This is a genomic window from Pseudomonas sp. B21-041 (genome assembly GCF_024748675.1).
Lineage (GTDB): Bacteria > Pseudomonadota > Gammaproteobacteria > Pseudomonadales > Pseudomonadaceae > Aquipseudomonas > Aquipseudomonas neuropathica.
Map to the genome: position 1 here is coordinate 193,199 of NZ_CP087175.1, position 11,625 is coordinate 204,823.

The window sequence follows — 11,625 nt, forward strand, 5'->3', positions numbered from 1 at the left end:
GCTCCGCGTGGGAACGATCAAGCGTAATCGCGGACCAGTGTCCAAGCCTCTTCCATTGCCAGCGGTTGCTTCATTCGCTCGGCCAGCAGCGCCATCGCCCGTTCCTTCTCGCAAGCGACTGCAGCGACCAGAATGCCGTTTCTGCCGAACAGACCAATAAATGGCGGATGTTCAGGCTCGCCGAGAAACTCCACTTCATCCCAGTGCTCAGCATGGCCGAGGTAGTCGTAATTCTTGCCGAAGTGCCAGGTCCAGAAAAACGGCACGTCGAGGTAATGCTCCTCGCCACCCAGCATATTGGCAGCCGCGATTCGCGCATGCTGCTGGGCCAGGCGCCAGTGTTCGATGCGTTGCGGCTGGCCGTGAAGCGGGAAAGTAGCGATGTCGCCGATCGCCCACAGGCCGTCCGTAACGCGCATACCGTCATCGACGCGCAATGACTGATCTTTTTCCCTCGGCAGTGACGCGAAGGCCTCGGTGGCCGGGTGCACACCGATCCCGGCCAGTACCAGATCCGCCGAAAGACGCAGGCCATTGTCCAGCAATACGGCCTCGACTTTGCCATCGCCGATGATCTCGGTGGCTGCGTGTTCGATGATGAACTTCACCCCGTTCTGTTCGTGCAGCGCGCGGATCGCCTTGCCCACGGCTTCACCGAATTGCGCAGCGAAGGGCATCGCGTGGCGAGCCAGTACCGTGACGTCGAGGCCATATTGGCGTAGGGCCGATGCGCATTCGAGGGCGATGAAGCTGTCGCCGATGATCACCGCGCGTTGCTCCGGTCTGGCTGAGCTCATGATCTGCTCTGCCTGAGTTTTTGAGCGCAAAACGAACACCTGAGGCAGGTCGGCGCCGGGTAACTTCAGCGAGTTGGGCTCACCGCCAGTGGCCAGCACCGCGGCGTCATAACTCAGCGTCTGGCCGTCGATAAGGTGCAAGGTTTTGTTCGGCGCGTCGATTGCGCTAATTTCGCCTTGTTGACGTTCAATGCGCTGCTCTTTATAGAAGTCATCTTCACGCAGCGGCGGTGTTTCTTGCGGGGTCATCTCCCCGGCTAGGACAAATTTGCTCAACACGGTACGGTCGTAACCGGCATCCGCCTCGCGATCGATCATCACAATCCGCCCACTGAAACCCTTTTCCCGCAACGCCGCCGCGCACGCTGTACCTGCCGCGCCGGCACCGACAATCACGAAAGTGCGCGAATCGTCCGCCGGCGGCGTATGCGGGTCGGGCAACGGCTGATAATCGACCCAAACCTCGTCGCCACGCAGTTCCAGCGGATAGCGCTTGAGGCTGTCGAGCGCCGGGGGCTCGCACAGTGCGCCGTCCTCCGCGCGAAACGCAGCTTTATGCCACGGGCAGATCAGGCGTCCGTGACACAACGCACCATCAGCCAACGGCGCGCCGGCATGTGGGCATTCGCCCTGAAACGCACGTAACTGGCCGTTGGTGCGCAACAGCACAATCTTGCATTCGCCGATTTCAACCTGCAGGCCACGGTCTTCAGGGACATCGGCGAATCGGGCGACACGGTGCAGGGGCATGATCGGCTTCCTCGCGGGCATTTCTCTTGTGAGTTTGCGCGGTAGTGCGAGGTTCAGCCATTTGCCACTGCCACGGCACGAACGGTACAGCTATAGTTTGCAAGCCGACGACGGCCCCACTGCACAAGGTGCTCCCGGAATGACCCGATTGACCTCTCTCAACCCCTGGCTGGCGGCCCTCGCCGTCACCCTTTGCGTGCAGTTTCCGGCGCAGGCCCAGGAGCGTTTCACCCTGAGCATCCCGGGTGTTTCCGATAACCGCCTGTTCACCTCGGCAGCGGCCAGCGATGCGCCCGGTTGCGGCGGCAAGAACCAGTCGCCGGCCTTGAGCTGGAACGCAGGTCCTGCCGGTACCCAGAGTTATGCGATCGTCATGCACGACCCGGACGGCCAGAAAGGCCTGGGCGTCGATCACTGGATTCATTACGGCATCAAAGCCACCACGCACCAGATCGCGGCGGGCGTCGGCGCCAAATCCGCGTTCGAAGGTGTCGGCGGCACCAACAGCAAGGGCAACACCCATTACATGGGGCCGTGCCCGCCAGTGGGCGACAGTGCGCACCACTACATCATTCAGATCTACGCACTGGATCTGGCCCCGGATGCCTTGCCGGCCGGTTTGACCCGCGCCGAGCTGATGGAAAAAATCAAAGGCCATGTGCTGCGTAACAGCAGTGCGGTGCGGCGTTATCACCGCTAAAAATATTTTTAGCGGCGTTTAACCCTAACTGAAAGGGCTGCCCGTCTCAGGGGATGAATGATCAATTTCATCCCGAGGTCAGCCCCCATGTCTCATTCTCTCTTGCGTCCTGTTGCGGTTGGTGTGCTGCTGGCGCTCGCCGGTTGCGGTGCTTCGTCCACACCCGATTCCGCTGCTGTGCCAGCGCCGGCGCAGCCTGAGGTGCTGGTTCAACAGGAAGCCGTGATGGCTGACAGCTCAATGGCCAAACGCGCGCTGTACAGGATGCCCAATGCGGGCAGCGCGCCGATGCCGTTGAGTGAAAGTTATCCACAGAGCTATCGCGACGAGCAGCGCGAGCAGTATCAGACGTTGGCCGATAACCCGATCCACAGCGTCGCCGAGACACCGGTTTCGACTTTCAGTGCCGACGTCGATACGGGCGCTTATGCCAACGTCCGCCGCTTGCTCAATCAGGGCCGACTGCCGCCGGAAGGCGCGGTGAGGCTGGAGGAACTGGTCAATTACTTCCCCTACGACTACGCGCTGCCCAGTGATGGCTCGCCCTTCGGCGTGACCACCGAACTGGCCGCTTCACCGTGGAACCCGCACACGCGCTTGCTGCGCATCGGCATCAAGGCCTCCGACCGCGCCGTGGCGGAACTGGCCCCGGCCAATCTGGTATTTCTGGTCGACGTGTCCGGCTCGATGGATCGCCGCGAAGGCCTGCCGATGGTCAAAAGCACGCTGAAATTGCTGGTCGATCAGTTGCGCGATCAGGATCGCGTTTCGTTGGTGGTGTATGCCGGCGAATCGAGAGTGGTGCTGGAGCCGACTTCTGGACGTGAAAAAGCGAAAATTCGTACAGCCATTGAGCAATTGACTGCGGGCGGTTCGACCGCCGGCGCTTCAGGCATCGAATTGGCCTACCAAATGGCACAGCAAGCCTTCATCCCCAAAGGCATCAACCGCATCCTCCTGGCCACTGATGGTGACTTCAATGTCGGCGTCAGTGACTTCGGCAGCCTCAAACAAATGGCTGTGGATAAACGCACAACCGGGATTTCGCTGACGACCCTGGGTTTCGGTGTGGATAACTACAATGAACACTTGATGGAACAACTGGCCGACGCTGGCGATGGTAACTACGCCTATATCGACAACCTGCGCGAGGCACGCAAAGTATTGGTGGATCAGTTGAGTTCGACCCTCGCCGTGGTGGCGCAAAACGTCAAACTGCAGGTGGAATTCAACCCGGCGCAGGTCAGCGAATATCGCCTGCTCGGCTACGAGAACCGTGCGTTGAAGCGTGAGGATTTCAGCAATGACAAAGTCGATGCCGGCGAAATCGGCGCAGGACACACGGTGACCGCGCTGTACGAAATTGTTCCGGCGGGCGAGCAGGGCTGGCTGGAGCCGCTGCGTTACGGCAAATCCGACGCTGTTGTTTCGGCAAAGAGCGGAGAATTAGCAATGCTGCGTGTGCGTTATCAGCGTGCCGAAGGTGGGAAAAGTCTGCTGATCGAACGGCCCATCGCCAATCAGGTTGCAACCGCCAGCGAAGATCTGCGTTTTGCCGCCGCCGTGGCCGCGTTCTCCCAGCAGCTCAAAGACGGCCGTTATACCGGCGACTTCAGCTTGAAGGACACCGAGGCATTGGCCCGTGGCGCTCGCGGCGATGATCGCTTCGGTCTGCGCAACGAGTTCGTGCAACTGGTCGAACTGGCGCAGAGCTTGCGCAGCTCAACCGCATCGAACGCGTTGGCCACTGAACAACGGATCAAATAAGTGAGTCGTCTGAAAGGCTTCATCAGTCAGCTGTTTGCCTCGGCAGACAGCTCAACCGCCAGCAGCGATGAATCGTTGCTGGCGCGTTATCGCCAAGGCGACAGCGCGGCGTTCGAGATCTTGTACGCGCGCCATCGCCAAGGCCTGTACCGGTTTCTGCTCGGATTGAGCGGCAAACCCGAACTGGCCGACGAGGTGTTTCAGGAAACCTGGCTGAGCCTGATCCGCAGCAGCAGTCAGCCACAAGGCCGGGCGACATTTCGTACGTGGTTGTTCCAGATTGCCCGTAATCGCCTGATTGATCACTGGCGCAAACACGGCGCCCGGCAACCGTTGCACGACAGCTACGACGAGCAACATCACGCGGTCAGCGATGAAACCAACGATCCCGAACAACTGCTCAGCCTCAGTCGCGACAGCCAGCGCCTGGAAAGCGCCCTGCAAACCCTGCCCGCCGACCAGCGCGAGGTGTTCTTGCTGCGTGCCCACGGCGACCTCGACCTGGCACAAATCGCCAGCCTCACCGAAACACCGCTGGAAACCGTCAAAAGCCGCTTGCGCTATGCCCAGCAAAAACTGCGTCGGCTGCTGGCCGAGGAGGTACTGACATGACTGACGCCCGCCAGACACCGGAAGATTCGGTGATTAAACATGTTCGCGAACAGCACAACGCTGAACCGCCAGCGCATCTGGATGCGTTCATCCTCAACGCTGCGCAGCGTCAAACCCCTGCGCCGAAACCAAGCCTGTGGCAACGCTGGCTGGATGCTTGCCGTAAACCACGCTGGCAGGTTGCATTCGCCAGCCTCGTCGGCGTGGCATTGATGTTGTCACTGGTACAGCGCGCTCCTGAGCCGCTGCGTCATTACGACTACGCCCCAGCCCCCAAACTTGCCGTACCGATGACCGATACGAACTCAGCGCAACTGCACCGATTGTCCGCTCCGGCCGGCGCCATACCGGCACCTGCGCCGATGATGGAAATGGCCGCACCGATGCAGGATCAAGCCATCAGCGCCGATGAAGCCAAATTCAGCAAACGCGCCGCCGCCCCGGCCAACGGCCTCGACGCACAACTGCGCGAAGTCCTGCGCCTACGCGAATCCGGCCAATCGCAAGCCGCCGACAGCCTGTTCAACAACCTGCACAAACGCTACCCGAACGCCGATCTCGACGCCCAACTCGAACAGTTGCAGAAAAAATGACCGCCTGAACCCCAGCCATTTGGCATTGCCCCGCAAAAACGCGCACTATCGGGCTATTGCCAATGCGCTGGAGGACAACGTGGCAGCAAAAATTGACCGCATCGCCCAACTGCTCAACTGCCCGGAGAAGGGCGAAGAGATGCGGCGCGCGATTACCGAGACGCGTAAGGAATTTCTGCTGAATCAGCCGGAAGAAGATGTCGTTGATGAAGACGACGTTTTCGAAGAGGAGGTTGAGGAGGAAGAAGACGACGATGATTACGACGAGTTCGACTGGACGACGGAGTGACGTCGTTCAGGTGCCTTTGCATCGTCCACAAAAAAGCCCCGGACCATGACAGTCCGGGGCTTTCTCGTTAAATCAATGGTGCACCAGGCGGGATTCGAACCCACGACCCCTGCCTTCGGAGGGCAGTACTCTATCCAGCTGAGCTACTGGTGCAGCGGGCGACATCATACCTAGGTCGACTCGGGGCGTCCATGCCGGGTTTTGGCGGGTATTGTCAGTGCGCATGTCCGCGCAAATCGCGGTATTCCATAAAACGGTAACGTCCTGCAAAACCCTCGCTTGGCGCTTTCGTGGGACTGTTCTATGGTTTTGCTGCGGCTGAGGCTTTAGGCTCGTTGATCTGAAAAATTCCACAAACGCGGCGTTTTTGTTCTTTTTTTCGAACGACCTATTGTCCTTTAACCCCTTTGATCCTACGATCCGTTTGAGATTTCAAACGCTCGTTGACCGGGCGTTGAAGCGCCGGTGTTTCGAATCGTGCACTGTCGATGCGCCACACCCGGTCACTGATTTCCCTGACGGCAGCCTTGCGAGGCGCCTTTCTACAATCATAATTTGCTCCGCGCAGGCCGCGGTGCTGTTAAGGAAAGCCGACATGCAGCTTAAAGACACCCTGTTGTTCCGCCAGCAAGCCTTCATTGATGGCGCTTGGGTCGATGCGGACAACGGTCAGACGATCAAGGTCAACAACCCGGCCACCGGCGAAATCCTCGGTACCGTGCCAAAAATGGGCGCTGCCGAAACCCGCCGTGCCATCGAAGCCGCAGACAAAGCGCTGCCGGCCTGGCGTGCCCTGACCGCCAAAGAGCGTGCCGGCAAGCTGCGTCGCTGGTTCGAGCTGATGATCGAGAACCAGGACGACCTCGCGCGTCTGATGACCCTCGAGCAGGGCAAGCCGCTGGCCGAAGCCAAGGGCGAAATCGTTTACGCCGCGTCGTTCATCGAGTGGTTTGCCGAAGAAGCCAAGCGCATCTACGGTGACGTGATTCCGGGCCACCAGCCAGACAAGCGCCTGATCGTGATCAAGCAGCCAATCGGCGTGACCGCGGCGATTACCCCGTGGAACTTCCCGGCGGCGATGATCACCCGCAAGGCCGGTCCAGCACTGGCTGCCGGTTGCACCATGGTGCTCAAGCCAGCTTCGCAAACTCCGTTTTCCGCTTTCGCGTTGGCCGAACTGGCCCAGCGCGCGGGCATTCCTGCGGGCGTGTTCAGCGTGGTCTCCGGCAGCGCCGGCGACATCGGCAGCGAGCTGACCAGCAACCCGATCGTGCGCAAACTGTCCTTCACCGGTTCGACCGAAATCGGTCGTCAACTGATGTCGGAATGCGCCAAGGACATCAAGAAAGTCTCGCTGGAACTGGGCGGCAACGCGCCGTTTATCGTGTTCGACGACGCGGACCTGGATAAGGCCGTTGAAGGCGCGATCATTTCCAAATACCGCAACAACGGCCAGACCTGCGTCTGCGCCAACCGTCTGTACATTCAGGATTCGGTCTACGACGCATTCGCCGAGAAGCTGAAAGTGGCTGTGGCGAAACTGAAGATCGGCAACGGTCTGGAAGACGGCACCACCACTGGCCCGCTGATCGACGAAAAAGCCGTGGCAAAGGTGCAAGAACACATCGCTGACGCTGTAGCCAAAGGCGCCACCGTGCTGGCTGGCGGCAAGGCGATGGAAGGCAACTTCTTCGAGCCGACCATCCTCACCAACGTGCCGAAAAATGCCGCCGTGGCCAAGGAAGAAACCTTCGGTCCACTGGCGCCGCTGTTCCGTTTCAAAGACGAAGCCGAAGTGATCGCGATGTCCAACGACACCGAGTTCGGCCTGGCCTCCTACTTCTACGCTCGCGACCTCGGTCGTGTGTTCCGTGTCGCGGAAGCGCTGGAATACGGCATGGTTGGCGTCAACACTGGGCTGATCTCCAACGAAGTCGCGCCATTTGGTGGCATCAAGGCCTCGGGCCTGGGCCGTGAAGGCTCCAAGTACGGCATCGAAGATTACCTGGAAATCAAATACCTCTGCCTGGGCATCTAAGCTCGGACAAGGATTGCTGCAAACGCAAAGGGCACGAGAGCGCTGTCCCTTTGCGTGGTTTCAAACCGGAATTTTCTCTGCGGCCAGGAACGCCGTGGCAGTCGATCATCGCATGCTGCCACCGTCGATTTCTCCCGCTTAATCCTTGAACCACGCCGCCCGATGAGCGGCGAATGAGGACTGTAATGAGCAAGACTAACGCTGAACTGATGGCCCGTCGTACCGCAGCTGTTCCACGTGGTGTCGGCCAGATTCACCCGATCTTCGCTGAGTCGGCGAAGAACGCCACCGTGACGGACGTTGAAGGTCGCGAATTCATCGACTTCGCCGGCGGCATCGCGGTACTGAACACCGGCCACGTGCACCCGAAAATCATCGCCGCCGTGACCGAACAGCTGAACAAGCTGACCCACACCTGCTTCCAGGTGCTGGCTTACGAGCCGTACGTTGAGCTGTGCGAGAAAATCAACGCCAAGGTGCCAGGTGATTTCGCCAAGAAAACCCTGCTGGTCACCACCGGTTCCGAAGCCGTTGAAAACGCCGTGAAAATCGCCCGTGCCGCCACTGGCCGCGCTGGCGTGATCGCCTTCACCGGCGCTTACCACGGTCGCACCATGATGACCCTGGGCCTGACCGGTAAAGTCGTGCCGTACTCGGCCGGCATGGGCCTGATGCCAGGCGGCATCTTCCGCGCGCTGTACCCGAACGAACTGCACGGCGTGAGCATCGATGATTCGATCGCTTCCATCGAACGCATCTTCAAGAACGACGCTGAGCCGAAAGACATCGCCGCGATCATCATCGAACCTGTGCAGGGTGAAGGTGGTTTCTACGTTGCGCCGAAAGAGTTCATGAAGCGTCTGCGTGCCCTGTGCGACCAGCACGGCATCCTGCTGATCGCTGACGAAGTACAGACTGGCGCTGGCCGTACCGGCACCTTCTTCGCCATGGAGCAGATGGGCGTTTTTGCCGACTTGACCACCTTCGCCAAATCCATCGCAGGCGGCTTCCCGCTGGCCGGTGTGTGCGGCAAGGCCGAATACATGGACGCCATCGCCCCGGGTGGCCTGGGCGGCACTTACGCCGGTAGCCCGATCGCTTGCGCCGCTGCGCTGGCGGTGATGGAAGTGTTCGAAGAAGAGAAACTGCTGGACCGCTGCAAGGCTGTCGGCGAGCGTCTGGTTACTGGCTTGAAAGCTATCCAGGCCAAGTATCCGGTGATCGGCGAAGTCCGTGCTCTGGGCGCGATGATCGCGGTCGAGCTGTTCGAAAATGGCGACAGCCACAAGCCGAACGCCGCCGCTGTAGCGTCCGTTGTGGCCAAGGCGCGCGACAAGGGCCTGATCCTGCTGTCCTGCGGCACCTACGGCAACGTTCTGCGCGTCCTCGTACCGCTGACCTCGCCGGACGAGCAACTGGACAAAGGTCTGGCGATCATCGAAGAGTGCTTCTCGGAGCTGTAAGCCGCGCACTGTGTGATCGGATAGACAAAAGAACCCGCTTCGGCGGGTTTTTTTTCGCCCCGTGAACATATCAATTGCTTTAGCGCTGTATCGAATGGCCAGCATTGGCTAAGGTTCAGGCATTGCAAGGGAGAGCGCGCATGACTGCCGTTGATTTACCCGCCGTACCCCGAGTGCTGATTGCCGAGGCCGATCCGTGGTCCCGGGACCTGCTCAAACAAGTGCTCCTGAACGTGCGTTGCGATGCGCGGATAGACTTGTGCGCCGACGGGCAGCAAGCCCTGTCATTGCTCAGTGAAGTGCCGTATGACCTGGCGATCGTTGATTGGGAGTTGCCCGGCATCGATGGTTTGAGCGTGCTGCGCAGCGTGCGCCAGCGCAAACGCAACCCGCCGTTGCCGTTCATCCTGATGAGCAGCCGTAACGACAGCGCCAGCGTGCGCGAAGCGATTCCGTTGGCACCGACGGCCTATCTGACCAAACCACTGAACATGGAAAGCCTGACCGAGCGTTTGCAGGGTTTGCTGCTGAATGCCGGTGAAGAGGTTTTCTGTGACGTACCGGCATTGGCGCCGGGCATGACCTTGTCGGTGTTTCTCGAGCGACGTCGTGAGCAGGCTGACGGTGCGCCGTTGATGACCGATGTGCAGGTGGCGGTGAAGCGCAGCCTCAACCCCAATGGCCTCGATCTGAAGCTGTTGGAAGATGAGATCAAGACCGACCCACAAATCACGGCGGTGCTGATCGCTGCGGCCAACAGCGCGGCGCAGCACCATGGCGCGCCGGTGCAGACACTGGCGCAAGCCCTGCATCGGTTGGGCACCGGGCAGAGCATGAACCTGATTCTGGGGCTGGCACTCAAGCGCAGCGCAAGGCTCAGTGATCCGTGTCTGGCGGACTATGCCGAACGTTACTGGGGGTTGTCGCTGCACACCGCTGAATATGCGCGCACCCTCGCGCGGCTGCTCGATCTCGATCAGGAGCGCTGTTACTGCGCGGGTATGCTGCATCGCTTGGGCGATCTGGCGTTGCTGCGTTGTCTGCAGGAATGGCAGCAGGCGGGTGGTGAGCTGGATGAACTGGAGGAAGTCGGCGAGGCGTTGGCCGAGTTTGGCGCGGCTTATGGTTCGGCGTTGCGTACCCGATGGCGATTGCCGCTGGAATTGCGGGAGCTGATTGCGTCGGTGTACCAACTCGGCGGCGGGGTGTATTCCCGTGAGGCGCTGGTGATGAACATGGCGGCGCAGATGGCCCGCTTGACCGAGCATGAGGGCGTTGAGGAGTTGGCGAAGAGCCGCACGGCGCGGTTGCTGAAGATCGGGCTGCCGGAGTTGATGCGGATGCGCAAATAACCTGACTTACACAATTCCAATGTAGGAGTGAGCCTGCTCGCGATAGCGGTATGTCAGTCAATTCTGTGTGTCCGACACACCGCTATCGCGAGCAGGCTCACTCCTACAATGGATCTCTGTGTAGCTGAGATACGGGTCAAGCAGAAATGATGCGGTTCTTGCCCTGTCGCTTGGCCTCATACATCGCCGCATCCGCGCGGGCGAACAGGCTGTCGAGGCTGTCGTCTGTCTCGTTCAGACTGGTCAACCCCTGGCTGACGGTGATACCGAACGTCTGGCCATCATGGCTGAAACTCAACCGCTGAATCTCCTGCTGCAGCCGTTCCGCCACTTGCATGGCCATGTCCGGCGCACAACCGGGAAATACCGCTGCAAACTCTTCGCCGCCAATCCGCCCGAACAGATCCCCTCGACGTAATGACCCGCGCCCGCACTCGGCAATCCGCTGCAACACGTTGTCGCCTTCGGGATGACCGTAGGTGTCGTTGATCATTTTGAAGTCATCGATATCCAGCAGCAGAAAGGCCATTTGTGCGCCCTGTACACGCGCTACTTCGAACTCGCGATTGGCGCACTCGAAGAAGTGCCGGCGATTGCTGCTTTGTGTCAGCACGTCGGTAGTCGCCAAACGGTGCAGCTCGGTTTCCATCTGCTTCTTGTCGGTGATGTCCTCGGCGATGCCGACGATGATTACCGGCTGACCGGGCTCGTCCTGACGATTGATGAAGCATTTGTCGCTGAGCCAGCGCACCTGGCCGTCGGCGGCAATAATCCGGTATTCGCGATCTTCCACCGCGCCTTTGTGCAGGACTTCGGCAAGGCTGCGTTCGGCGTATTCCAGGTCGTCGGGGTAGATGCTGTCGCGCCACTGGTTGTAGTCGGCGAGTAGCAGGCCTGCAGAGCGGCCGAAAATCCGTTCGTAGGCGGGGCTGACGTACAGCACCTGCCGGGTTTCCCAGTTGAAGGCCCAGAGCACGGCGTTGACGCTGACCAGCAAGGAGCTGAACAGCTGTTCGCGTTCGCTCAAGCGGGCGACCTCGCCTTGGGCGTGCATCAACGCCATCAGGGTTTGCGCGGCCTCGGGCCACTGCGGGAAGGATGAGTCTTTTTGATTGTTGTTGACCATCGGCACAGATCTCAAAGGACGTGCCGCAATTCGACAACGGCCACAGTACAGCCCGCCGGGATGGCGAAGTGTCTTTGAGATAGGCGATTTTTAGCGAAGTTCCGAAGGGTGCACCCGGGAGCCGGGTGCACCGATCAA

Annotated in this window: 10 protein-coding genes and 1 tRNA gene; 8 read left to right on the forward strand and 3 right to left on the reverse strand. The window is 60.1% G+C overall.

The features are described from left to right. Nucleotides 1–17: 17 nt before the first annotated feature. Nucleotides 18–1,547, reverse strand: a complete 1,530-nt coding sequence (locus tag LOY43_RS00825) for an FAD-dependent oxidoreductase (RefSeq protein ID WP_258709063.1) — start codon at nucleotides 1,545–1,547, stop codon at nucleotides 18–20. 139 nt (nucleotides 1,548–1,686) lie between these two features. Here LOY43_RS00825 and LOY43_RS00830 point away from each other — a divergent pair, with 139 nt between their 5' ends. The 5 genes from LOY43_RS00830 to LOY43_RS00850 all read left to right on the forward strand — a co-directional run bounded on the left by LOY43_RS00830 (nucleotide 1,687) and on the right by LOY43_RS00850 (nucleotide 5,508). Then, a complete protein-coding gene (locus LOY43_RS00830) occupies nucleotides 1,687–2,247 on the forward strand; it encodes a YbhB/YbcL family Raf kinase inhibitor-like protein (RefSeq protein WP_102899649.1) in 561 nt (186 codons plus the stop codon). Nucleotides 2,248–2,334: 87 nt separating this feature from the next. Next, entirely contained in the window at nucleotides 2,335–4,014 is a 1,680-nt protein-coding gene (locus tag LOY43_RS00835) for a VWA domain-containing protein (protein ID WP_258709064.1), read from the forward strand. Nucleotides 4,015–4,044: 30 nt separating this feature from the next. Beyond that, a complete protein-coding gene (locus tag LOY43_RS00840) occupies nucleotides 4,045–4,626 on the forward strand; it encodes an RNA polymerase sigma factor (protein WP_258709910.1) in 582 nt (193 codons plus the stop codon). Beyond that, nucleotides 4,623–5,219, forward strand: coding sequence for a hypothetical protein (locus LOY43_RS00845; RefSeq protein ID WP_258709065.1), 597 nt, complete (start codon nucleotides 4,623–4,625; stop codon nucleotides 5,217–5,219). Before LOY43_RS00840 ends, LOY43_RS00845 begins: the two co-directional genes overlap by 4 nt. A 19-nt stretch (nucleotides 5,220–5,238) precedes the next feature. Next, nucleotides 5,239–5,508 (forward strand): hypothetical protein, encoded by a 270-nt coding sequence (locus tag LOY43_RS00850; protein WP_245398013.1) that lies wholly within the window; start codon nucleotides 5,239–5,241, stop codon nucleotides 5,506–5,508. Nucleotides 5,509–5,584: 76 nt separating this feature from the next. On the opposite strand, the gene LOY43_RS00855 is transcribed toward LOY43_RS00850, so the two are convergent. Continuing rightward, nucleotides 5,585–5,661 (reverse strand) — tRNA-Arg (locus tag LOY43_RS00855). A 442-nt stretch (nucleotides 5,662–6,103) separates the two neighbouring features. On the opposite strand from LOY43_RS00855, the gene gabD reads away from it, so the two are divergent. The 3 genes from gabD (at nucleotide 6,104) to LOY43_RS00870 (ending at nucleotide 10,361) form a co-directional block, all read left to right on the forward strand. Then, on the forward strand, nucleotides 6,104–7,546 hold the full coding sequence (gene gabD / locus LOY43_RS00860; RefSeq protein ID WP_007917688.1) for an NADP-dependent succinate-semialdehyde dehydrogenase: 1,443 nt from the start codon (nucleotides 6,104–6,106) through the stop codon (nucleotides 7,544–7,546). A gap of 185 nt (nucleotides 7,547–7,731) precedes the next feature. Next, on the forward strand, nucleotides 7,732–9,009 hold the full coding sequence (gabT, locus tag LOY43_RS00865; protein WP_258709066.1) for a 4-aminobutyrate--2-oxoglutarate transaminase: 1,278 nt from the start codon (nucleotides 7,732–7,734) through the stop codon (nucleotides 9,007–9,009). A gap of 140 nt (nucleotides 9,010–9,149) precedes the next feature. After that, nucleotides 9,150–10,361: a response regulator gene (locus LOY43_RS00870; RefSeq protein WP_095047050.1), complete on the forward strand. Its 1,212-nt coding sequence runs from the start codon at nucleotides 9,150–9,152 to the stop codon at nucleotides 10,359–10,361. Nucleotides 10,362–10,497: 136 nt separating this feature from the next. On the opposite strand, the gene LOY43_RS00875 is transcribed toward LOY43_RS00870, so the two are convergent. Next, entirely contained in the window at nucleotides 10,498–11,487 is a 990-nt protein-coding gene (locus tag LOY43_RS00875) for a sensor domain-containing diguanylate cyclase (protein ID WP_095047051.1), read from the reverse strand. Nucleotides 11,488–11,625 lie beyond the last annotated feature (138 nt).

Excerpts from the sequence above, each read along its gene's own strand:
- LOY43_RS00830 (WP_102899649.1), top strand. The coding sequence starts at position 1,687 with ATGACCCGATTGACCTCTCTCAACCCCTGGCTGGCGGCCCTCGCCGTC.
- LOY43_RS00845 (WP_258709065.1), top strand. The coding sequence starts at position 4,623 with ATGACTGACGCCCGCCAGACACCGGAAGATTCGGTGATTAAACATGTT.
- LOY43_RS00870 (WP_095047050.1), top strand. The coding sequence starts at position 9,150 with ATGACTGCCGTTGATTTACCCGCCGTACCCCGAGTGCTGATTGCCGAG.
- LOY43_RS00875 (WP_095047051.1), bottom strand. The coding sequence starts at position 11,487 with ATGGTCAACAACAATCAAAAAGACTCATCCTTCCCGCAGTGGCCCGAG.
- gabT (WP_258709066.1), top strand. The coding sequence starts at position 7,732 with ATGAGCAAGACTAACGCTGAACTGATGGCCCGTCGTACCGCAGCTGTT.
- LOY43_RS00835 (WP_258709064.1), top strand. The coding sequence starts at position 2,335 with ATGTCTCATTCTCTCTTGCGTCCTGTTGCGGTTGGTGTGCTGCTGGCG.
- gabD (WP_007917688.1), top strand. The coding sequence starts at position 6,104 with ATGCAGCTTAAAGACACCCTGTTGTTCCGCCAGCAAGCCTTCATTGAT.
- LOY43_RS00825 (WP_258709063.1), bottom strand. The coding sequence starts at position 1,547 with ATGCCCCTGCACCGTGTCGCCCGATTCGCCGATGTCCCTGAAGACCGT.